This is a genomic window from Negativicutes bacterium (assembly GCA_018052945.1).
GTDB lineage: Bacteria > Bacillota > Negativicutes > JAGPMH01 > JAGPMH01 > JAGPMH01.
This window is the reverse complement of record JAGPMH010000007.1, coordinates 24,146-47,066: the sequence shown is the minus strand read 5'-3', so window position 1 is coordinate 47,066 and position 22,921 is coordinate 24,146. Positions and strand designations below refer to the sequence as shown.

23 protein-coding genes are annotated in these 22,921 nt (G+C 33.7%); 1 reads left to right on the top strand and 22 read right to left on the bottom strand.

The genetic code is table 11. From position 1 onward, the window contains the following. Positions 1 to 81: 81 nt before the first annotated feature. The 14 genes from KBI38_02130 to lepA form a co-directional block, all read right to left on the bottom strand. Positions 82 to 582, bottom strand: coding sequence for a nitroreductase family protein (locus KBI38_02130; GenBank protein MBP8628859.1), 501 nt, complete (start codon positions 580 to 582; stop codon positions 82 to 84). 132 nt (positions 583 to 714) lie between these two features. Further along, positions 715 to 1,167, bottom strand: a complete 453-nt coding sequence (locus KBI38_02125; protein MBP8628858.1) for a GatB/YqeY domain-containing protein — start codon at positions 1,165 to 1,167, stop codon at positions 715 to 717. An 18-nt stretch (positions 1,168 to 1,185) separates the two neighbouring features. After that, entirely contained in the window at positions 1,186 to 1,365 is a 180-nt protein-coding gene (locus tag KBI38_02120) for a 30S ribosomal protein S21 (protein ID MBP8628857.1), read from the bottom strand. 92 nt (positions 1,366 to 1,457) lie between these two features. Beyond that, positions 1,458 to 1,805 (bottom strand): histidine triad nucleotide-binding protein, encoded by a 348-nt coding sequence (locus KBI38_02115; protein MBP8628856.1) that lies wholly within the window; start codon positions 1,803 to 1,805, stop codon positions 1,458 to 1,460. A gap of 67 nt (positions 1,806 to 1,872) precedes the next feature. After that, entirely contained in the window at positions 1,873 to 3,168 is a 1,296-nt protein-coding gene (gene mtaB, locus KBI38_02110) for a tRNA (N(6)-L-threonylcarbamoyladenosine(37)-C(2))-methylthiotransferase MtaB (protein MBP8628855.1), read from the bottom strand. 1 nt (position 3,169) lies between these two features. After that, positions 3,170 to 3,907 carry a 16S rRNA (uracil(1498)-N(3))-methyltransferase gene (locus KBI38_02105; protein ID MBP8628854.1) on the bottom strand — a complete coding sequence of 246 codons (738 nt, stop codon included), beginning with the start codon at positions 3,905 to 3,907 and terminating at the stop codon, positions 3,170 to 3,172. Next, positions 3,907 to 4,845 (bottom strand): 50S ribosomal protein L11 methyltransferase, encoded by a 939-nt coding sequence (gene prmA, locus KBI38_02100; protein MBP8628853.1) that lies wholly within the window; start codon positions 4,843 to 4,845, stop codon positions 3,907 to 3,909. Before prmA ends, KBI38_02105 begins: the two co-directional genes overlap by 1 nt. A gap of 75 nt (positions 4,846 to 4,920) precedes the next feature. Continuing rightward, entirely contained in the window at positions 4,921 to 6,072 is a 1,152-nt protein-coding gene (gene dnaJ, locus KBI38_02095) for a molecular chaperone DnaJ (protein MBP8628852.1), read from the bottom strand. Positions 6,073 to 6,148: 76 nt separating this feature from the next. Further along, positions 6,149 to 7,975, bottom strand: coding sequence for a molecular chaperone DnaK (gene dnaK / locus KBI38_02090; protein MBP8628851.1), 1,827 nt, complete (start codon positions 7,973 to 7,975; stop codon positions 6,149 to 6,151). 34 nt (positions 7,976 to 8,009) lie between these two features. Further along, positions 8,010 to 8,570 carry a nucleotide exchange factor GrpE gene (gene grpE, locus KBI38_02085; protein ID MBP8628850.1) on the bottom strand — a complete coding sequence of 187 codons (561 nt, stop codon included), beginning with the start codon at positions 8,568 to 8,570 and terminating at the stop codon, positions 8,010 to 8,012. Positions 8,571 to 8,604: 34 nt separating this feature from the next. Then, complete coding sequence (locus tag KBI38_02080) at positions 8,605 to 10,164, bottom strand: TCP-1/cpn60 chaperonin family protein (GenBank protein MBP8628849.1); 1,560 nt, start codon at positions 10,162 to 10,164, stop codon at positions 8,605 to 8,607. A 6-nt stretch (positions 10,165 to 10,170) separates the two neighbouring features. Continuing rightward, positions 10,171 to 11,193, bottom strand: a complete 1,023-nt coding sequence (gene hrcA, locus KBI38_02075) for a heat-inducible transcription repressor HrcA (protein MBP8628848.1) — start codon at positions 11,191 to 11,193, stop codon at positions 10,171 to 10,173. A 98-nt stretch (positions 11,194 to 11,291) separates the two neighbouring features. After that, positions 11,292 to 12,422, bottom strand: a complete 1,131-nt coding sequence (gene hemW / locus KBI38_02070) for a radical SAM family heme chaperone HemW (GenBank protein MBP8628847.1) — start codon at positions 12,420 to 12,422, stop codon at positions 11,292 to 11,294. Positions 12,423 to 12,437: 15 nt separating this feature from the next. Continuing rightward, positions 12,438 to 14,234: a translation elongation factor 4 gene (lepA, locus tag KBI38_02065; protein MBP8628846.1), complete on the bottom strand. Its 1,797-nt coding sequence runs from the start codon at positions 14,232 to 14,234 to the stop codon at positions 12,438 to 12,440. A 198-nt stretch (positions 14,235 to 14,432) separates the two neighbouring features. Here lepA and KBI38_02060 point away from each other — a divergent pair, with 198 nt between their 5' ends. Beyond that, positions 14,433 to 14,699: a 30S ribosomal protein S20 gene (locus KBI38_02060; protein MBP8628845.1), complete on the top strand. Its 267-nt coding sequence runs from the start codon at positions 14,433 to 14,435 to the stop codon at positions 14,697 to 14,699. A gap of 79 nt (positions 14,700 to 14,778) precedes the next feature. Here KBI38_02060 and holA read toward each other — a convergent pair whose 3' ends face one another. The 8 genes from holA to KBI38_02020 all read right to left on the bottom strand — a co-directional run bounded on the left by holA (position 14,779) and on the right by KBI38_02020 (position 22,913). After that, the gene (gene holA, locus KBI38_02055; protein MBP8628844.1) at positions 14,779 to 15,792 is read right to left on the bottom strand and encodes a DNA polymerase III subunit delta; all 1,014 of its coding nucleotides are present in this window, start codon (positions 15,790 to 15,792) and stop codon (positions 14,779 to 14,781) included. A gap of 10 nt (positions 15,793 to 15,802) precedes the next feature. Next, positions 15,803 to 18,127 carry a DNA internalization-related competence protein ComEC/Rec2 gene (locus tag KBI38_02050; GenBank protein MBP8628843.1) on the bottom strand — a complete coding sequence of 775 codons (2,325 nt, stop codon included), beginning with the start codon at positions 18,125 to 18,127 and terminating at the stop codon, positions 15,803 to 15,805. Position 18,128: 1 nt separating this feature from the next. Then, positions 18,129 to 18,689 carry a helix-hairpin-helix domain-containing protein gene (locus tag KBI38_02045; protein MBP8628842.1) on the bottom strand — a complete coding sequence of 187 codons (561 nt, stop codon included), beginning with the start codon at positions 18,687 to 18,689 and terminating at the stop codon, positions 18,129 to 18,131. Positions 18,690 to 18,904: 215 nt separating this feature from the next. Continuing rightward, positions 18,905 to 19,336 (bottom strand): winged helix-turn-helix transcriptional regulator, encoded by a 432-nt coding sequence (locus KBI38_02040; GenBank protein MBP8628841.1) that lies wholly within the window; start codon positions 19,334 to 19,336, stop codon positions 18,905 to 18,907. A gap of 38 nt (positions 19,337 to 19,374) precedes the next feature. Further along, positions 19,375 to 20,586, bottom strand: a complete 1,212-nt coding sequence (locus KBI38_02035) for an HDOD domain-containing protein (protein MBP8628840.1) — start codon at positions 20,584 to 20,586, stop codon at positions 19,375 to 19,377. Between the two features lie 134 nt (positions 20,587 to 20,720). After that, positions 20,721 to 21,533: a hypothetical protein gene (locus KBI38_02030; GenBank protein MBP8628839.1), complete on the bottom strand. Its 813-nt coding sequence runs from the start codon at positions 21,531 to 21,533 to the stop codon at positions 20,721 to 20,723. Positions 21,534 to 21,687: 154 nt separating this feature from the next. Beyond that, a complete protein-coding gene (locus KBI38_02025) occupies positions 21,688 to 22,266 on the bottom strand; it encodes a lytic transglycosylase domain-containing protein (protein ID MBP8628838.1) in 579 nt (192 codons plus the stop codon). Between the two features lie 29 nt (positions 22,267 to 22,295). Then, complete coding sequence (locus KBI38_02020) at positions 22,296 to 22,913, bottom strand: dephospho-CoA kinase (GenBank protein MBP8628837.1); 618 nt, start codon at positions 22,911 to 22,913, stop codon at positions 22,296 to 22,298. Positions 22,914 to 22,921: the final 8 nt, after the last annotated feature.

Here is a 22,921-nt window from a genome sequence, read left to right as displayed (position 1 = left end):
AAAACTCCTCTCACTTTATTTATTCAGCAAAGAAGGATTAATTCCTGCAATATACTATTTTTAATATAAACTCTTTAAAAATTAATACTTTTCAAAATGAATTTTACTAAAATCAAAGTTGGACATCTGTTTAATTTCTTCAATCGGATATCCTAACGCAATAATGGAAAATGGCAAAATATGCTCTGGTAATTTCAAAATATGTTTTAAATATTTCATTCGCACTAAAGACGGAGCAACGCCAATCCACATTCCCCCTAATTCCAGTTCCAGTGCTTCTGCTAAGATATTCTGGGTTGCTGATGCTAAATCTTGTTCCCAAGCATCGGCAAAAGTTAATTTTTCTTTATTAGAAACAATCGTAATCGCCATCGGTGCACGTTGAATCGGTCCGGAGTAAGGACTCATTTCAGCTAATTCAGTGATTTGTTTCTTACCTTGGGTAACTACGAATTCCCAATCATGTTGATGATTTGTTAATGGAGCTTGCATTCCTGCACATAAAATTTTTTCAATCTTAGAGTCTTCAATTTGTGTATCTTTAAAACTTTTAACATTAACACTCTTGAAAATAGTCTCCACAATCAACACCTCACCCTAAATATTGACCTACTTTAATTATCCGATATTTAACATTAAAGTCAATATCTATTTTGACCTATTTTTCTACATAAAAAATAAAATCCGACACAATAATATTGTGTCGGATTAATTTTATTGATTTAATAATTCACGCACGATGTTGTTAACCAACTTACCATCGGCACGTCCTTTTACTTTCGGCATCAATACCGCCATAACTTTACCCATATCTTTAGAAGATGTTGCACCTGCGATTGCTACGGCTTCAGTTACAATTTCACGAACTTCAGCTTCAGTTAATTGTTGTGGAAGATAAGGCAATAAAACTTCAATTTCTTGTTCAAGTTGAGCCACTAAATCATCACGTTGCCCTTTTTTGAACTCTTCCATTGAATCTCTACGCATTTTAACTTCTTTTGCCACTATTGCGATTACATCCTCTTCGGCTAACTCTGCTTTAGTGTCAATTTCAACATTTTTTATCGCAGCCCTTACCATACGAATAACAGACAATCGTAATTTACCAGCCTCTTTATCCTTCATGGCTTGCTTCATATCTTCAGTCAACTTGTCTTTAAGAGACATTTTGCTACCTCCGCAAAATTACGCTTTGAATTTACGTTTACGTGCAGCTTCTGATTTTTTCTTACGCTTTACGCTTGGTTTTTCGTAATGCTCACGTTTTCTAACCTCAGCAAGGGTTCCAGCCTTTTGGCATGTACGCTTAAATCTACGAAGTGCACTATCGATAGTTTCATTTTTTCCAACTTTAACCTCTGACATCTATTTTCCCTCCCCTCCACTAAGTCCGTCACGGGAGTGTATTGCTTTCATACACCTAAACATTATACTTCACTTATCATGCATTGTCAATATTACCCCGGTGGCCATTGCATAAAACGTTTTCCTAAGATGTGCCAATGAAGATGTTTTACAGTTTGCCCACCTTCATCATTGATGTTGGTAACAACTCTAAAGCCACTATCGGCAATATTTTGTTGTTTGGCAATTTCCGCAATTTTTAAATGAATATGACTCAACAACATACTGTCACCCGGAGCCAATTCTAGTAAATTCGGTATATGTTTTTTAGGAATAACCAGAATATGTACTGGGGCAACAGGACTAATATCATTAAAGGCTATTATCAATTCATCTTCATAAATTATTTGTGCCGGAATTTCTTTATTTACAATCTTACAAAAAATACAATCTTTAATCATAAAACCCCTCCTCTAATTTACAGCATTATTAATATTCGTTTTCTAACTATTTATCCCTGCTATAAAATTAAATTTTCTCAGCCCAGACCCCATCTTTATACAATTTTATAATTTTCAGCTTATAAAAATTATCTTTTTGAAAATTATTATTTTCGCAATATACTTTAACATAATTACTCGCCAGACCTTCAGCATAATCAGGAGTAATATTTTCTACTAGAATCTCAACGGTAGTATTTAACATCTTATTACGATATTTAGCACTTGCCATATCACTAATTTCTTTTAAATAAACACTGCGTTTCTTTTTTTCCTCTTCACTAACTTGTTCGGCATAATTAGCTGCCGGAGTATTTTTTCTTTTCGAATAAGGGAAAATATGAATTTTTGAAAAATTCATATTTTTTATAAATTCAACCGCCTCATTAAAATCTGTTGAATTCTCCCCGGGAAATCCGACAATAACATCAGTAGTAATAGCAACGCCAGGAACTTTAGCATAAATATTATCTATCAATGCTTTAAATTCTGCAGTGGTATAATTTCTATTCATCTTTTTTAAAATTTTATCACTACCGGACTGTAGTGGCAGATGAAGTTGGCGACAAAGCCGCTGATCTTGATTCATAATTTCTAGAATTTCTTGATCCAGTTCAATAGATTCTAGCGAACCTAATCTGAGTCTTGTTAATTTTTCATTGTCTAGCAACGCTTTTACAACATCAACTAAGGCAATTTCATCCGCTAAATCTTTTCCATATGCCCCTAAATGTATACCAGTTAAAACAATTTCCTTAAATCCGCTTTCTAATAATTTTTCCGCTTCACTTAAAATACTATCAAGCTTTCTTGATTTTAAAGGCCCTCTAGTATAAGGAATGATACAGTAAGTACAAAAATTAGAGCAACCATCCTGAATTTTTAAAAAAGCCCTAGTTCGATCAGGATTATTCAATAAAGGAATATCTTCAAATTCATGATAGTCCATAACATCTTCAACAACTTGTAATGGTTGATGCTCTTTTAATACTGTTTCAACTAAAGTTACAATATTTTTGCGTTCCTTAGTGCCCACAATCAAGCTAACGCCTTCGATTTTTGCTATTTCATCCGCCGCTACTTGTGAATAACAACCAACCACCGCTACAATCGCTTTATTATTATTTTTTATCGCTCGCCTAATTAATTGTCTTGATTTTTTTTCACCTAAATGAGTTACAGAACAGGTATTAATAACATAAACATTTGCTACCTCTTCAAAATTGACAATTTCATATTTTTTTTCTTTAAATAGACCTTCCATAACTTCAGTTTCAAATTGATTAACCTTACAGCCTAGCGTTGTAAAGGCAACTTTCATCAAGTTAAAAACCCCCTAAATCACCTTTATGATACAAGATTATTGAAATTGCTGCTAAAGAAGCTGTTTCGGTTCTTAAAATACGTGGGCCTAAGGTAACTGGTTGACAAGAATTTTCATTACAGATCTTTATTTCATTATTACTAAAGCCACCTTCCGGGCCCACAAATACACAATAATCAACACTATTAGTATTATCTAATAATTTTTTTATGCCATTATTATTCTCAGCTTCATAACAGACTATTTTGTTGCAACTTTTCGGCAAACTTTTCAGAAACTCCCCTAGTGTTATTATCGGTTTTATTTCAGGGATAACCGTTCTACCACATTGCTTTGCTGCTTCATTAGCAATTTTTTGCCACTTAGTTTGACGTTGACTTTTTTTAGCCTCATCATATTTGACTACACAATTTTCCATAATTAACGGTTGTATTTCGGTAACACCAAGTTCAACAGCTTTTTGCACAATAAAATCCATTTTATCAGCTTTGGGTAATCCCTGCGCTAAAATCAAGTTAATCGGTGCTTCGGTGTTATCTTCTAGATAACCTTGGAAAGCTACTGTTACAAGATTATTTTCAATGGCAATAATCTTTACGACAGCAATTGCCTCATCCTTATCAACAACTACCAGCTCAGTACCAACTTTCATCCTTAACACTTTTGCAATATGATAAGAGTCTTCTGGTGAAAGATTAAAAATAGGTGATATTTTTTCATGAATGAAAAATCTTCGCATTACTCGACACCATTGCGAATGATCATTGCCACCCATCCGCCTTCTTCCATAACTTCTTCAACAATCAGTCCCTTACCTTGAGCAACTGTTATAATTTCAGCTGCTCGTTCTTTAATAATTCCGCTAGCTAATAAAATACCATTAGGCTTTAAGCGTAAGCTAATATCTTCTAACAATCGTTTAATAACATCAGCTATTATATTAGCAATAACAATATCAGCTTTTCCGGTAAAACCACTCAACAAATCACCTTCAGCAACTTCGATATTATTGTGTTCATTATTAAGTCTAATATTTTCTTTGGCAACTTTTGTCGCAACAGCATCTAAATCTACGGCTCTAATACTTTTCGCCCCTAATTTTGCTGCTGCAATCGCTAATATTCCTGAGCCTGTACCCACATCAAAAACTTCTGTACCAGGCACAACTAATTTTTCTAGTGCTTTTAAACACATTGCCGTAGTATGATGAGTCCCTGTTCCAAATGCCATGCCTGGGTCTAATTCTATAATAATTTCCTCAGAACTTGCTTGATAGTCTTCCCAAGATGGCTTAATAACTATCCTTTGTCCAATTTTCACGGGATGAAAATATTGTTTCCAAGAAGTAGCCCAATCTTCTTCAGCTACATCTTGATATGAAATTATCCCTAAGCCCTTATTAATCCCAAAACTCTCTAATGCCTCAACTTGTGCTTGAAATTTTAATATTCTATCTTCTAAGTAAGCATCTACCGGCAAATATGCTTTGATAATAACAACCTCTGTATTTTCACTTTTTTCAATATCGGTATAATCCCATAACCCTGAGTCCAGATATTGATTAACCAACAGTGGATCTTCAATAATAACGCCAGTTGCCCCAATTTCCTGAAAAATATTCGAAATAGCTTCGACTGCTTCGTGATTAGTCTGAATACTAATTTCTTGCCAATTCATCTAGCTCACCTCTTTAAGAAAAATTTAGACCGAGAGTTTACCCTCGGCCTAAGCTTAATTGGTTGTTCCAAAGCTTTAAGAATTTTTAAAGAATTTTTTAAAAAAACTTTCTTGCTCCGGATTAATATTTTCGCCACTTTCTTTGGCAAATTCCCGCAAAATATCTTTCTGTTTAGCATTTAATTTTTGCGGTGTTAAAACTTTAATTTTAACATGTTGATCACCGCGTCCTTGTCCGCGTAAATGAGGAATACCTTTGTGTTTTAGTCTTAATATCGTTCCAGATTGTGTACCTTCCGGAATTTTCATTTTTACATTACCGTCCAAAGTAGGCACTTCAATTTCATCGCCTAAAGATGCTTGGACAAAATTAATTGGCACTTCGCAAATAACGTCAAAATTATCACGTATAAATAATTTATGTGGCTTTACATAAATATAAACATATAAATCACCAGCCGGACCACCGCGTTTACCAGCTTCACCTTCGCCAGAGACTCTTAATCTAGCTCCATCATCAACCCCTGCCGGTATTTTAATATCAATTTTTCGTTTAACTTTAGTAGTTCCTTTACCACCACAAGTTTTACAAGGATTATGAATAATTTTTCCTTCGCCATTACAACGCTCACAAGTTTTGACATTTACCATTCTGCCAAATGGCGTATTTTGTGTAAATTGAACTTGACCAGAACCATTACATTGTGGACAAGTCTCCGGGTGAGAGCCTTCCGCTGCCCCACTACCTTTGCAAGTTGAACATTTTTCCGTTCTCGGGATTGTTATTTCTAAATCTTTACCAAAAGCAGCTTCACTAAATTCAATTTCTAAATCATAGCGTAAGTCAGCACCACGCTCCGGACCATTTTGTCGGCGACCACCGCCACCAAAACCAAATCCCCCTTGACTGCCACCACCAAAGAACATATCAAAAATATCACCAAAACCGCCGGATCCACCAAAACCGCCACCGAAACCACCGGCTCCACCAGCAGAACCATCAAATGCAGCATGACCAAACTGATCGTACTGAGCTCTACGCTCAGTATTCGATAAGACTTCATAGGCTTCATTAGCTTCTTTAAACTTCGTTTCAGCCTCTTTAGAATTATCTCGATTAACATCAGGATGATATTTTTTTGCTAACTTTCTAAAAGCCTTTTTTATTTCATCGTCAGTAGCATTTTTACTAACGCCCAGCACTTCATAATAATCGCGTTTACTCACTCTACACCACCCTCATTAACATATTTCAAGCACACTTTTGACTCCGACTAATAGCCGGAGTCAAAAAACCTAAATCTTATTTCTTTTCGTCATCTACCACTTTATATTCTGCATCAACAACATTGTCATCTTTTGCTTCTGTTTGCTCTTGCGGAGCACCTTGCGCACCTTCAGCTTCTTGATATGCTGCTGCACTCATTTCATATAATGGTTTTGTTAACTCTTCCGTATCAGCTTTAATTTTTTCAATATCTGTTCCTTTTAAGCTTTCTTTTAACTGGTCAGCTGCTTTTTGAACTTTTTCCACTAATGCTTTGTCAGCTTTTTCTCCAACCTCTTTAATTGCTTTTTCAGCTTGATATACTAAAGAATCAGCGTTATTTCTCACTTCAACTTCTTCTTTACGTTTTTTATCTTCAGCGGCATGAGTTTCAGCTTCTTTAACCATTCTATCAATTTCTTCATTGCTCATTCCACCAGAAGAAGTAATTGTAATTTTTTGTTCCTTACCGGTACCTAAATCTTTAGCAGAAACATGAACAATACCATTAGCATCAATTTTAAATGTAACTTCAATGCGTGGTACACCGCGTGGAGCTGGTGGAATACCCGACAACTCAAATCTGCCTAATGTTTTATTGCCATCAGCCATTTCTCTTTCACCTTGTAATACATGAATATCAACTGATGGTTGATTATCAGCAGCAGTAGAGAAAATTTGGCTTTTTTCCGTTGGAATAGTTGTATTTCTTTCAATGATTTTCGTACAAACTCGACCCATTGTCTCGATACCTAAAGATAATGGAGTTACATCTAATAATAATACATCTTTTACGTCACCGACTAATACACCGGCTTGAATAGCAGCTCCAACCGCCACACATTCATCAGGATTAACCCCACGATGAGGTTCTTGTCCTAAATATTTCTTAATAGCTTCTTGTACTGCTGGAATTCTCGTTGATCCACCGACTAAAATTACTTTATCAATATCTTGTTGTGATAAACCTGAATCTGCAAGTGCTTGTCTAGTTGGCCCCATTGTTGCTTCAACTAAATCAGCTGTTAATTCATCAAATTTAGCACGTGTTAAATTTAAATCTAAATGTTTTGGACCACTAGCATCAGCGGTAATAAACGGAAGATTGATATTAGTGGAAAGCACCCCTGATAATTCAATTTTTGCTTTTTCAGCTGCTTCCAATAAGCGTTGAGCCGCCATTTTATCTTGAGATAAATCAATGCCACTTTCTTTTTTAAACTCTTCAACCATCCACTTCATAACACGAGCATCAAAATCATCACCACCAAGGCGGTTGTTACCATTAGTTGCTTTTACTTCAAAAACACCATCACCTAATTCTAAGATAGAAACGTCAAAAGTACCGCCACCTAAGTCAAATACTAAGATAGTATGTTCTTCACCTTTATCCATACCATAAGCTAACGATGCTGCTGTTGGCTCATTAATAATACGCAACACTTCTAATCCGGCAATTGTTCCAGCATCTTTAGTCGCTTGACGCTGACTATCACTGAAATATGCAGGCACTGTAATTACCGCTTGAGTAACAGTTTCACCTAAATAACTTTCAGCATCCGCTTTTAGTTTTTGCAAAATCATTGCAGAAATCTCTTGTGGTGAATATTCTTTACCATCAACATTAACTTTATGGTCTGTTCCCATATAACGTTTAATAGAACTAAAAGTATGATCAGGATTAGAAACCGCTTGACGCTTTGCTAATTGACCAACTAATCTTTCACCATTTTTGGAAAACCCGACAACCGAAGGAGTAATGCGGCTACCTTCTGCATTTGCTATAACAGTAGGTTCGCCCCCTTCCATAACAGCTACTACGGAGTTAGTAGTACCCAAATCAATACCTATTACTTTTGCCATAATTTAAAATCCCCCTTGAAAATATATATAAATTTTAGTTACCTACAACTTTGACCATACTTGGTCTAATTACTTTTCCTTGAACCATATAACCTTTTTGCAACTCATCAGCAATTGTGCCATCTTCTTTATCAGCATCTTCCACACGCATAATAGCTTCGTGAAAGTTAGGATCAAATTGCTCACCTACACAATTGATTTTTTCTAAGCCATTTTTCTCTAAAATATTGATAAATTGCTTATTAATCATATCAATTCCTTCTTTAAAGGATGTTATTTCCTGACTATTATCCGCATTTAAAGCTCTTTCAAAATTATCTACTAGCGGTAATAATTCTCTAATAATATTTTGTGTAACATGAGCTGACAGTTCTTCTTTTTCTTGGCGACTACGGCGACGAAAGTTGTCAAAGTCAGCCTGCAATCGCTTTAAGCGATCTATATTTTCTTGAATTTGTTCCTCTTTTTGTGCTAACTGAGCTTTCAGCTCCGCTATCTCATCGTTTTCCGGTGCAACATTTGTCGCAACCTCTACCTCAACTTCTGTTTCTGTCTGCACTTCATCAGCTAACTGTTCTTGTTCTTTTTTGGTCATTGTCACAACCCCACCTCTTATTCTTTCTTAAACTTTAGTTTTCTTCAATATTAGACTCATCTTTTTTACGGATGATAGTATCTATTCTTAAAATAGCTATTGCTACTTCACCGGCAGCTTTAACAGCATGATATTTTACCAACATGGGATCAATGACACCTAATGATAACATATCAGCAACATTTCCGGTATTGCAATCAATCGCTAAATTAGTATTATTTAATTTTTTTTGGGTTGCTATTACTTCTTCCAACTTTTCCAGTGGATTATAGCCGGCATTATTAATAATTTGGGTTAGTGGCCTCTTTAAAGCATTGACAACACAATCAACACCATAAGCCGACATTCCACCGATATTCTCTCGCAACCCTTCGATTTTTTGTGCAGTCGCAATTTCAAGTGCTCCACCACCGGCAATATAACCTTCTTTAACGGTAGCTTGAACACTGGAAGCAGCATCTTTAGCGATTCTGGCTCTTTCACCAACAACCTCTTGCGTTGCAGCTCCTACCAAAACGGTTGCCATAGGTTTTCCTTTACCACCCAAAATTCTCACTTGCTCAAGCTTATTATCTTCATAAACTTTTTGGGCAAAACCAATATATCTTGTTAACTCTTCTAATGATTTTTTAAGGCCATTCCGCTTAATCATTCTTGCACCGATATGTTCTGCTACTTTTTCCATTTCAGCATGTTCAACGCGGCGTAACACCATTACACCGGCATCAGTTAACATTTCTTCAGCCACTTCATTAACACCGCGATCCACTAAAATAAGTTTTACTCCAGTATCAATGATTTTATGTATATTGTTCTTAAATTCTTCTTGCAACAATAAATAGCGCTGAAATCCAGCATCTGTTCTTAGTGCTTCACTTGTCATTTCTTCCGGTTCCAGAGCATCATCAATAAGTAAAATCCCAACATTTTCAATACTATCCGGCATTTCCTTACTCATTCGCTCTTTGGTAACAACAACTCCCATAAAAACTTCATTATCTGCACTTTCTTTAGCAATAATGGTTTCTGCCAATTTAAAATTATTGTCACACAATTTTTCCCTACCAATTAATTTGGCTGCTTCAACTACTAACTTAGCAATGTCACTATGTTCACGACCAGATACCATCGCAATGTTATAAAGATTTTCATCATCCAATAACTCAATTTTAATTGCACTGTTCTTAATGAAAAGCAGTGCCTGCTCTAGAGAATATTTAATTCCTTCGATTACTCTAGCTACGGGAACACCTTTGATAACTTGAAACAACCCTTCCGAAACCATGCTACCGGCCATAATTGTCGCAGTTGTCGTACCATCACCCACTGCTTCTTGTTGAGCTTTCGCAATGTTAATAAGCATCTTGGCCGCCGGATGATTAACTTCCATTTTTTCCAAAATGGTAACACCATCATTGGTGACAATAACATCACCATAATTATCAACCAGCATTGTATCAAGCCCCTTCGGACCAATCGTTCCTTCAACTGCTCTTGCAACAGCTCTAACGGCATTTACATTGGTACTTAAGGCTGTCGCTGTATCCTGTATTTCTGCATTACTATCAGTTTGTTTCAATTTATTTTCCTCCAATGCAACTTAGAAAATATATTTCTTCAATATTTGTCCTAAATTACCATGCATAAACTCCAGCAATGTTATAATTTTACCATATTCCATCCTGGTCGGACCTAGAACAGCCACAGTTCCAATGACTTTACCTTTAATATGATAAGTAGCTTTTATAATGCTACAATCTTTTATTCCACTATATTTATTTTCTTGTCCAATAGTAACTGTAACACCATCACCATTTTGTGAATTAAGCAAATCACATAACAGTTGTTCTTCTTCTAACATTGTTAAAATATCTTTGACTTTTTCAACATTACGAAATTCAGGCTGACTTAACAATTGCGTTGTCCCACCAAGGTAAAGTCGTTCTTTTTTTTCAATTGCTAAAGCCTTTAAAATCGAGTCAAAAGTTGCTTCAAACAAGTCCAAATTAACTTCATTTTTTATTTTTTTTATCAAGGATGTCTTTATTTCATCTAACATCAATCCTGATAAATGTCCATTAATGATTGTAGCTATCTTTTGTAAATCTTCAATACTTGTTCCATGAGGAATATCTATAATTTTATTCTCAATGAAACCGGCATCGGTCATAACAATCACAATAGCTTGATTTTTATCTAATGCGACAAATTGCAAACACCTAAAGGTAGATTGTGACAATTGAGGCGCCATAACCAAAGAAACATTTTTAGTCAATCGAGAAATAATCTTAGCAGTTTCCTGAAAAACCTCTTCAATCGACTTTGTTCTGGAGTTATACCAACTTGCTATTAAATTAATTTCTTTTTCAGAGATTTTACTTGGCGCTAATAAATCATCTACATATAAGCGATAACCTTTTCCGGACGGCACACGACCAGAAGAAGTATGTAGCTGTTCTAAATAACCTAACAGCTCCAAATCAGCCATCTCATTTCTAATAGTAGCAGAACTGACACCTAAATTATATTTTCGGGCAATTGTCCTTGAACCAATAGGCTCTGCGGTGGAAATATAATCATCAATAATCGCTTGGAGAATCTTTTGTTTTCGTTCATCCAGCACAATCCCACCTCCTATTGTTAGCACTCATCGCAAGAGAGTGCTAATGCCTAATAAAAAAATACCACTTGTCTTATAAATTGTCAAGAATTTAAGTCAGTTTATAATAAAAATTCTGCAAAAACAAAATTGCCATATTTTTGTCCGCCAGCCGTTAAGGAAATAAACTCTCCGTGTTGCTGCAATAACCCTTTTTCAATCAAAGCTTTCACTTTGCCACCATACAAGCCATTAAAGTCAGTGGCAAAAAACTCAGTGAACTTTTTAATGTTCATTCCTTTTGCCGTTCTTAATGCTAAAAAAGAAAATTCCTCCATGGCCGCATTTTTATCAAGCATGGTATTAGTTGCTATCGGCAATTCGTTATTATTTATTTTTTCAATATATGTTGTAATATCTCTGACATTAGAAGTTCGTTGTGGATATAGTAATGAATGAGCACCAGCACCTAAGCCTAAATAATTTTGATAATGCCAATACTTTAAATTATGCTTACATTCATAACCGCCTTTAGCATAATTAGAAATTTCATATCTTATATAATCATTCTTCAATAATAATTTATTAATTAAAGCATCCATTTCATCTTCAGTCTGTTCATCCGGTAATTTCAACTTACCCTCTGCTTCCCATTGGTAAAACGGAGTACCTTCTTCTATTTTTAAGCCATAAATTGACAAATGTTGAACTTTAAGGGTAAAGGCTTGCTGTAATGTTTGTTGGAAAATTTCCACTGATTGTTCTGGTAAACCATACATCAAATCAATATTAATATTATTAAAGCCCACTGCTTGTGCTTGATATACACTCTCTTGTGCTTGAAGCGCAGTATGTATTCTTCCACATTTTATTAAGACATCATCGTTAAAGCTTTGCACCCCAAAACTAATACGATTAACACCACCATCAAACAGAACTTTTAATTTATTTTCATCTACAGTTCCCGGATTAGCTTCAATACTTACTTCTGCATCTTTAGTTACATTGAAATTTTTGTAAATATGTTCTAATAAAGAACTTAACATATATTCAGATAACATTGTCGGAGTACCACCGCCAATAAAAATACTGTCAATAGCATTATAATTGTAGCCGCTTTGAATAAAAATTTCTTTATTCAAAGCGGCCATATAAGCACCTTGCAAATTTTCCTGACCGGCAAAGGACGGAAAATCACAATAAAAACATTTTTGTTGGCAAAAAGGTATATGAACATATAAGCCTATATTCATTATACTAATACCACCTTAATCAATTTTCAGTATTGCCATAAAAGCTTCTTGAGGAATTTCAACACTACCAACTTGTTTCATACGCTTTTTACCTTCTTTTTGTTTTTCAAGAAGTTTGCGTTTACGAGAAATATCCCCACCATAACATTTCGCCAATACATCTTTACGCATCGCTCTTACTGTTTCTCTGGCAATTACTTTATTCCCTATCGCTGCTTGAATTGGTATTTCAAACATTTGTTTTGGAATAATTGCTTTTAATTTTTCAGCTAACAGTCTACCACGTTGTGCTGCTTTATCACGATGAACAATAATCGATAATGCATCGACTGCTTCACCATTTAATAAAATATCCAACTTAACCAAAATTGATGTATGATAACCGATCAACTCATAATCAAGCGAAGCATACCCTCTAGTAGAAGATTTAAGCCTGTCAAAATAATCATAAATTATTTCACTAAGCGGAATATTATAAGTAATCATTACACGATTTTCATCAAGGTACTTCATATCCTGATATTCGCCACGCTTTTCCTGTGAAAGTTCCATCACTGCTCCAACATAGTCTTTAGGAACAATAACTGTAGCTTTTACATATGGCTCATCAATATGATCAATTTCCTGTGGTGTCGGTAACTTCGAAGGATTATCAATATCTAGCACTTCACCATCTGTTTTGTATACTTTATAAATAACACTTGGTGCCGTTGTAATTAGCGTTAAATTATATTCACGTTCTAACCGCTCTTGGATAACATCCATATGTAATAACCCTAAGAAACCACAGCGAAACCCAAACCCTAAAGCAATCGATGTTTCTGGCTCAAACAATAATGAGGCGTCATTTAATTGTAACTTTTCTAGCGCATCTTTTAGCGCATCATAATCAGCACTATCAACCGGATACAGACCACAATAAACCATTGGATTCATTTTTCGATAACCCGGCAATTGATTTTGGGCTGGATTATGAAGACTAGTAATAGTATCACCAACTCTTACATCTTTAACATTTTTAATGCTACCGGCAACAAATCCAACTTGCCCCGGACCAAGTTCATCGATATTTATTAACGATGGTTTAAAAATTCCGACATCAGTCACTTCAAAAGTTTTATCTGTTGCCATCATTTTCAATTTCATCCCCGGTTTAATGTTACCATCCATAACTCTAACATAAGCAATAACACCTTTATAGGCATCAAAATATGAATCAAATATTAATGCTTGTAGTGGTGCATTAACATCGCCACTTGGTGCCGGAACTTTGTCAATGATAGCATCAAGGATTTCTTCAATTCCAATCCCAGTTTTTGCACTAGCTAACACCGCTTCCGAAGCATCTAACCCGATAACATCTTCAATTTCATGTTTCACCTTCTCCGGATCAGCACTAGGTAAATCTATTTTGTTAATAACGGGGATAATTTCTAAATTATTTTCCAGGGCTAAATAAACATTAGCTAAAGTTTGCGCTTCAATTCCTTGTGCCGCATCAACTACTAATAATGCTCCTTCACAAGCAGCTAAGCTTCTTGATACTTCATAAGTAAAATCAACATGTCCCGGAGTATCAATCAAGTTAATCATATACTTTTCGCCATCTTTGCCGACATATTCCAGTCTTACGGCTTGAGCCTTAATGGTTATACCTCTTTCACGTTCTAAATCCATCGAATCCAGCACTTGCGCTTCCATCTCACGTGATGTTAAAGCTCCCGTATATTCAATCAATCTATCTGCTATTGTTGATTTACCATGATCTATATGTGCAATAATTGAAAAATTACGAATATTTTTTGTTTGCATAAGCTTCTCCTATCTATCATTAAAAACAGTTCTTTAAATTATAGCATCTCTTAATAGGTACTAGCAAGATTTATCAAGATGAGTTATAATAAACTTTATCTAAAGAACATTTAATACTTCTATTTATTCTTTACTTGCATTTTATTTACACTCGTGATAGAATGTTTTAGTAACCAAAATTGTAAGGAGGTGAATGATTTGCCTAATATTAAGTCATCAGAACGTAGTGTGAAAACTGACGCTGAGCGTCGCGCAAAAAACTTTGCTGTAAGATCAACAATTAGAACTGCTACTCGTAAAGTAGTTGAAGCAACTGTTGCAGGTCAAGCTGACGATGCAAAAGCTCTCCTTACAAATGCTAGCAAAGTTATTGATAAAGCGGCGGCAAAAGGCGTTATTCATAAAAACGCAGCTGCTCGTAGAAAATCTCGTTTAGCTCGCAAAATTAATGCTATCAACGAATAATAGCATTTTTAAAACCTGTCTTTGACAGGTTTTTTTATTTGGCAAAGGTACAACTTGCAATACAAGTTGTACCTTTGCCTTATTTTTTTATCAAATCAATAATAATTTTTTCCATCGCTACATTATCAGCTTGCCCGGTTTTGAAGTCACCATCTAATTGCGCCAGGTTAATCAATGCTTGCTCCAGTTTTTTTTCGGTGAAATTTCGACTTTTTTCTATAACCTTATCTGCTATAAAACTTAACAGTTCAAGCTTAGTGGCAATATTATCATGGCTATAACCTAATTCTTTTAACTGCTTAGCTCTCAATAACAATCTTACTTCTCGAATGAGCATCGTTAATATCTTCAAAAAATGTTCTCCATTGGCGATTTGTTCTTTTAATAAATTTAACGCTTTAACAAGTTTTCTTTCACCAATAGCATCTGTTAAAGCAAAAATTGATGCCTCCGGAATTCCCGCAAAAACATTTACTAAATCTTTTTTAGTAATAATTTTTTCCTCATTATATAAACCGATTTTATTTATTTCTTGATCCAACAAGCCCAGCGAAATATTGCTCATTCTGCTAACCACTTCTAAAAAATATTGGTTAGCTTCACTATCAAAACTTTTACCAAGCTCTCTTAATTTTATTTCCAACCATTCTCTTACTTCTTTCACCTTGAGTCTATTCACTTCAATAATCGTGCCATTTTTGTCAATGGCTTTGTAAATTCTTCTTCTCTTATCAACTTTATCTGCAATTAATACTAGGATAGAAAACTGTGGTAATAAATTTATTAGTGTCAAAAAATCTTCTTCATCTTTTTCCTTACTTTTCTCAGCATTCTTTTTACTGTCCCTTAATAACTTAAACTCTTTAACAACGACTAAATTATACGGCGCGAAAAAAGGCACGCTATTAACAGTATTGCTTAACTCTTTTATTTCAGCAGCACCATTAACAGCTATGACCCCATCCAAATTATCTGCTAAAAATTCTTTTTTGATAAAACTTTCAACTTTATCAGCTAAATATTTTTCTTCACCAACTATTAAATATAAGTTGTCGGTTAAACTTTTCTTTTTTAAAAAATCATTATAATTCATTTATTCACCTTTAACGGAAAGCCTGGACTTTCAAATTATCTTTAGTTGCTTGAAACACAATTGCCCCATTAAGATCAGTACGATAAATCTTAATTCCTAGTTTCTCCATTCTTTCAAGCACAGCACTATCAGGATGCCCAAACCGATTATTGTAGCCTACTGAAATCACTCCATACAATGGCTGTACCTGTTTTAAGAACTTTTCCGAGCTAGAAGTGTTAGACCCATGATGTCCTACCTTTAAAACTTCACTGGCAATATTAATGTTTTTATTAAGTATAGCATTTTCACCTTCAACTTCCAAATCACCAGTAATCATAAAATCATTTTTCCCATAGCTAACTTTAACAACATTAGAATATTCATTAATATTATTACTAATAATATTCTCACTTGGTATAATTTCAAACATAACATCATCAATTTTAAATTGCTCTAGCTCTAGCACCGGAATTAAATTATCACACTTTTCAACACTTCTTTTCATTGCCTTAGCATATAAATCACGATTTTCTTTACCAATCAAAACATATTTAGTATTGATATTGTCAACAACTGCACCGGCTCCTCCGGCATGATCAATGTGACAATGTGTTAAAATTATATATTCTAAACTAGTAATTCCAATATGCCTCAAATACGGTACAACAACCTTTTCACCAATATTAAAATTATCATTAATATTGCCCCCGGTATCAATTAATATCGCTTTTCGATGTGGCGTTATCACTAAACAGCAATCGCCTTGACCAACATCAATAAAATGCACTTCCATTTTTAAGCTATACTTATTTTGGTAAGCAATTACCGTTAAAATCATTGCCACTACTACAAAATTAATCAACCATAGTTTTTTATCATATTTTTTAATTGCACTGTAATAAGCATCATTAAAAACACCTACTAACATAATATAATAGCCGATGCCATAGTAAATATTACCTGATGGCAAATATACACTACCATAAGAAAATTTACTTAGTAAAACTATAAAATCATATACAGCCCCCAATAACAAGCTACAACTTACCAACAACACTTTAGCAACAAGCGGTACCATTAAACTTAGTAAGACTCCAAGGATAGTTAATATTATCATAAACTCAAGGATTGGTACTGCTAATAAATTACTAAAAATACTGCTGAGAGAGACAGTATTAAAATACCATGCTAAAAAAGGTAACGTTGCTAATTGCGCTGCTATCGTTATTGCTAAATTTTGTCTAATACTTTGAGGCAAGAAATAAAGTTTAGCACTAATTATTGGTGCTAAATACAATAATCCTGCCGTTGCCATAAACGACAACTGAAAACTTATATCATATAGTAATAATGGATTAACGAACAACATTCCTAATGCTATTATGCTAAGAGAGTTTTTGGCAAAAACCTCTTTTTCTAAAATTACAGCAATTAAGCTCAACCCACCCATTAGCACAGATCTAATTACCGGCGGTACAAAACCCGCTAACGCTGCATACATTATAATTATTACTATTCCCAAAACCGCATTAATTTTATTGCTAAGCTTTAATAGTTTTCCACTCCAAGTTATAAATGCAACTATTAAGGCAATATGAGAGCCAGATACTGATAATAAATGAACAATACCAGTACTAGAAAAAGCTTTTAATACTTCAGGATTAATCCCATCATAGCCCCCAAAAACCATATCAAAAAGTATCGCCGCATCATTAGGAGACATTACATTTTTTAAATTTTCTAAAATTTTATCTTTTATCTTATAGATATAATATTTAAAGCCACTTCTTACTTCTCTGGTTATACTAAAATCATTATTCTTAACAAAGACATTACCAACAATACCTTCATTCAGCAGTTTTATCTTATAATTAAAAGCTCCAGGATTATTATAGTTTTGTTGTGCTGTAAACTGTCCTCGTAGCTTCACGATATCATTAACCTTAGCTTCAGTTCTCACTGTGTTTTTCTTATATTTTACATATGCTAAGATTTTTTTCTTAGTATGATCTTTATTAGAAAAGTCAATAACATATTTAATACTAATATCACCATTATCTTTTTCTGTAACCTTCGGCACCGCCACCACGACTCCGGTAATTTCAACGACTTCATTTTCAATAAATTCTGATTTCATAGCAAAATCAGTAGTTAAACCTCTTGTAACACCAATTAGCGAAAAAAGCATCACTAAGATCAATAATGTTAAGTTTTTTGTTCTATAATATAAAATTAACAACAAAGCAAAGAGCAAACTTAGGATAAAGTAAATATTATATTGCTGATGAATTAACAACAAAAAGCTAACAAAGGTTATTAGTAAAATATTGAGTCGTAAAATGTAAGAATCCATTTTACAACTCAATACAGTCTTCTATTTTCTTATATTTACTATCACCAATTCCTTTTACGTTCTTCAATTCTTCAATATTTTTAAAACCGCCATTATTGTTTCGATAATATATAATAGCCTTTGCCATGGCCGGGCCAATTCCCGGTAAAGTATCAAGTTCTTTTTCATCAGCAGTGTTAATATTAACTTTACTATGTTTAGCATCACCAACCATCGCCTCACCATTAATAATTTTCAATGGCTTTTCAGGAACATTTAATTGTTGCCCATCCTTTAGCGCTTCACTTAAATTCAGCTTACTTAAGTCCGCCGTCAATAAAGCTCCTCCACTGTGGGCAATAGCATCAGCAACACTGCTACCTTCTGCTAACTTTACAGTGCCAGGATGATTAATCGCTCCTGATACATAAACAGTAATGTCACTCTCTAGTTTCTGTCCATTTTCTGTAATTTCTTGTTTTACCTCTTCTGTAATAACATTATTCTCCTTAAATACATTTACTGCTCCACTAATTAAAAACAAACTTAGTAGTATTAAGGAAATAATAATTTTATTCTTCACAACTTCACCTCCACTATTTTTTAGTTTAAAAAGATATTCTATAAATCACAAACAAATCCTGTAAATTTTGCAAATAAATTAAAAACCATAGCAATATTTTGCTATGGTTTTACTTGTAGAAATTTTCACGTTAACAATTCCATTAATTCTTTTTATGTTAGATTTCTAACTATTTTGTTGTTAAAAAAGCAAATACAACAGTATTTGCCACTAATTCATTGTTCAGTAAAATTTTCAGAAATATTATTCAGTAATATTTCTAATTTTTCAGCATCAGTATCACTTAAACCCTTATAAATTATTTTATTTAAATCTTTTGAGATATTTTCAAAAACAGGTTTTAAGGCTATACCTAACGGCGTCAATTTTATATAAGTAACTCTGTTATCAGTAATACTTTTTTCTTTGTAAACATAACCGTAATTAACTAATTTACTTACTAGAATTGTTACAGTCGGCTTTGTTCTATTAATTTTTTGAGCTAGTTCTTGCATTGTATAATCTTTTTCCGCAAAAAGATGAATCATTATTTCACCATGCGATGGCACTATCCCTTCAATCCCTTCCGCCACCAATGATTCAATTATAAAACGATTAGCCTTAGCTCTGATTCTACTCATTAAGGCAACTGCATTATTTTTCCTCATATTAAGATTATATGTTAGGTATCTAATTTTCGTCAAGGCTATTCAATATTGTTATTTAACCATTTCACTGCCTCATAATATGCTGTCGCAATCTCGGCTTCTGCTAATTTATATTTTACAGCAATTTGTGCTACCAAGCCCCAGTTTGCCCGCTCATAAGCAATCATTATTTCATAGCAATCAGCAAAAATACCGGTTTGCTTAATTAAAGCTTCTTTCAATTCTTCGGAAATTGGTAATTCTAAAAAAACATCTTCTTTCGGAACATCCATCATTGCATCCATTAACGAAAACAAACCTAATAAAAATAGTTCTGTCTTTCTATTACCTAAAGAAAATTTATGACAAAGCACTTCGCAAAACTTAGCTCTTATAATACTAAGTCGCAACAGCTCTTTAGTCTTGTCTGAAGAAATTTTTTCAATGGCCACTAATGTAATCCATTTACGAATTTCTTTTTCCCCTAATAACGATATCGCCTGTAAAATTGATTTTATTTTTGTCCCGCGACTAAAAGCTAAGGAATTAACCAGTTTTAATAAATTAAATGATAATGATACATCATTTTCTATAACCTTAGCAATTTCTTTAAAATTAGGAACATCCTCATTTACCAATTTTATCAGCTCAATGGCATTTATTTTAAACGGCTCCACCTTTTTCGCTGATAAAATAACCGGCTTACAAAAATGATAACCTTGGAACAAGGAATAACCCATAGCTAGGGCACATTCAAAATCTTCTTGTGTTTCAATTTTTTCAGCAAGAAATAAAATCTTGCTATTTTTATACTTATTAATAAGTTCTTTACAAGCAGCTCTACTGCTATTAATAAAATCAACTTTAATTATTGACGAAATATTAATTAAATCATTATACGCTGCTTTATATTCAAAATCATCTAAAGCAATTTTATAGCCTGCCTTAACCAAGTTATGACAAGCTTCCACATTTTCTTTTGTTGGCTCAACATCTTCTAATACTTCTATTATCAAATCTTCTTTAGGTAAAATCGTGGCAAATTCTTCTTGTAATAAATCTTCCGTAAAATTTATAAAGGCTTTTTTTCCACCGGTTAATTTTGTCAACCCAATTACTACAAAGCTGGCAGCAATAACTTCCAGCGACGCTTCTTTGGCATTGAAAAATTGACAAAGATTTTTCACATTGTTATTACGATAAAGTAGTTCGTAACCATAAACGTCCATATTCTTATTAAAGATAGGTTGTCTTGCTAAAAAAATATCCATGGCTACCTCCTAAAAATCAACTATTTATATTATATCTTATAATAAAGTTTTTTGTAATTAATAGTTTATAAAAAAAATTATCAATTTGCAAAAAAATAGCAACAAGAATTTTAATTCTTATTGCTATTTTAACATTAAATTATTTGAGCAACTTTTTCGATTTCGATTGCGGATGCCGCCAATGATTCCATATCTTTTGCAATTTCTTGCGTAGCGGTTGCTTGGCGCTCTGCCATGGATGAGTTTTCTTCAACTTTATTTTTTAAAATTTCGACTTCTTTTCTTATATTATTTAAAATATCCTTTATATCATTAACAGCTTCAGCACTATTAACTGCCATTTTTCTGATTTCTTCAGCAACTACTGCAAACCCTCGACCATGTTCACCAGCTCTTGCCGCTTCAATTGCGGCATTTAACCCCAATAAGTTTGAATTTGCTGCAACATCACTAACAAAGCGTAAAATATCATCTGTCTTTTTAACTTCATTAATAACAGAATTACCAATTGACTGAATATCATCCAGACCACTTGATAAATGCGTTGCAGTAGCTGCTAATTCTTGAGTTGTGGCTGTCATTTCTTCTGAGGTTGCTGCAATAATTTGTGCCGAATCTAGCAGTGCCTCTTGATTCGCTAAGCTTATACCTGTGGCAATGCCACCGATTAATACATTATTATTATCAAAAATCGGCACTGCAATGGCCTTAATTGGTACATTATAAGCTTCTTTAGGTATTGCTTTATGAACAATTTTGGCTGTCGCTATACATTCACCAAGTGAGCCACCTTTAGCAACACCACTCCCCTCTCTAACATTCATATCAAAACTTTCAGCACCAACAAATTTTACAATTAACCCCTCTTTATTACAAATCATAATACAACAATCCAGTGGGATAATTTTTTGAATAACCTCTGCTGATTTGACCAAAGAGTCGAACATAGTTATATTTCCCTCTAACACACACTTTCCTCATTATTAATCATACTTAGTTAAATTATACCATGAGAATATTATTAAAAACTATCTTATTTTGTAAAATTTATTATTATCTACAAAAAATGGTTATACATTTTTCATTGTATAACCATTTTAATTAATTATTAAATTGTAAGTTCAACATTCTTTTTTTGTAAACACAGAGATCTTCATATACTTTTTTCCGCATTAAAACTTTTTCAACATAATTTTTTGTCTCTGGAAAAGGAATTTCTTCAATTTTAGCAAAATCACCGTGCCAATCATATTGTTTCATCCATTCATTAACATTGCCTCTGCCAGCATTATATGCCGCTAACATAAGCACCTCATTATTATTAAATTCGCGCTTCAATGACGCTAAATACCATGAGCCCAACATTATATTTATTTCCGGCTCTAATAATTGGTCTTCAGCATAATTGTTTAATCCAATTTCACCAGCAACCCACCTTGCTGTTTCCGGCATTAATTGCATTAACCCTTTTGCGCCACGATGTGATTCTGCAGAATAGTAAAATTTACTTTCACTTAAAATAACCGCTGCTAGCAACGAAACTTCCAGTTCATTCTGCTTAGCATATTTTATGATAATATCTTTATAAGGATACAAATAAATATCATCTTTTATAATATCTTTATTTAAATAAAACAAGCTCATAATTGCAAAAATTACACTAAAAAATACAATATGCAACCTGCATCTACTTAACTTCTTAAACATAATTATTCACGCTCATTAGTCTTTATTCTTTTTTTAACTTCCTGCCAATTAGCAAGAACTTGTTGCTTGGTATTTTCAATATCAAAATTATTATTAATAACAACATTTGCTTTGCCAGCTTTTTCAAATAACGGTAGTTGATTATTTATTCGGCTTAAAGCCTGTTCTATCGTAAAATTATTGCGATCACACAATCGCTTTATCTGAATGTCTTGTTCAACAAAGACAACCCAATTTTCATCAGTTATTTTATCCCAATTATTTTCATATAACAACGGTAAATCTAGCACTACTATTATATTTTTTACCTTTTTAAAGGAATTTAGCTGCTTATTAATTTCTGCAGCAATATATGGACTAATTATATTCTCCAATAACTCTTTCGCTTTTTTATTGTTAAAAACAATTTCACCTAACTTTAAGCGATTTAAAGATAAATCAGCCAATAAAATTTCATTACCAAAAGTCTCTACAATTGCTTTCCAGGCAGGTTGCTCTGGTACAACAACAGCTCTAGCAATAATATCACCATCAATAATTTTCGCACCTAATTCTTTTAAATAATTGCTAACAGTGCTTTTTCCACTACCAATTCCTCCGGTCAATCCTATCAAGTACAAACTTCTTC

Bases quoted from the DNA above. Each gene is read 5' to 3' on its own strand.
- prmA (MBP8628853.1), bottom strand. From the start codon at position 4,845: ATGAATTGGCAAGAAATTAGTATTCAGACTAATCACGAAGCAGTCGAA.
- KBI38_02035 (MBP8628840.1), bottom strand. From the start codon at position 20,586: ATGGATATTTTTTTAGCAAGACAACCTATCTTTAATAAGAATATGGAC.
- dnaK (MBP8628851.1), bottom strand. From the start codon at position 7,975: ATGGCAAAAGTAATAGGTATTGATTTGGGTACTACTAACTCCGTAGTA.
- KBI38_02050 (MBP8628843.1), bottom strand. From the start codon at position 18,127: ATGGATTCTTACATTTTACGACTCAATATTTTACTAATAACCTTTGTT.
- grpE (MBP8628850.1), bottom strand. From the start codon at position 8,570: ATGACCAAAAAAGAACAAGAACAGTTAGCTGATGAAGTGCAGACAGAA.
- KBI38_02040 (MBP8628841.1), bottom strand. From the start codon at position 19,336: ATGAGGAAAAATAATGCAGTTGCCTTAATGAGTAGAATCAGAGCTAAG.
- KBI38_02105 (MBP8628854.1), bottom strand. From the start codon at position 3,907: ATGCGAAGATTTTTCATTCATGAAAAAATATCACCTATTTTTAATCTT.
- KBI38_02120 (MBP8628857.1), bottom strand. From the start codon at position 1,365: ATGTCAGAGGTTAAAGTTGGAAAAAATGAAACTATCGATAGTGCACTT.
- hemW (MBP8628847.1), bottom strand. From the start codon at position 12,422: ATGAATATAGGCTTATATGTTCATATACCTTTTTGCCAACAAAAATGT.
- KBI38_02125 (MBP8628858.1), bottom strand. From the start codon at position 1,167: ATGTCTCTTAAAGACAAGTTGACTGAAGATATGAAGCAAGCCATGAAG.
- KBI38_02115 (MBP8628856.1), bottom strand. From the start codon at position 1,805: ATGATTAAAGATTGTATTTTTTGTAAGATTGTAAATAAAGAAATTCCG.
- holA (MBP8628844.1), bottom strand. From the start codon at position 15,792: ATGAATTATAATGATTTTTTAAAAAAGAAAAGTTTAACCGACAACTTA.
- lepA (MBP8628846.1), bottom strand. From the start codon at position 14,234: ATGCAAACAAAAAATATTCGTAATTTTTCAATTATTGCACATATAGAT.
- KBI38_02030 (MBP8628839.1), bottom strand. From the start codon at position 21,533: ATGTTCGACTCTTTGGTCAAATCAGCAGAGGTTATTCAAAAAATTATC.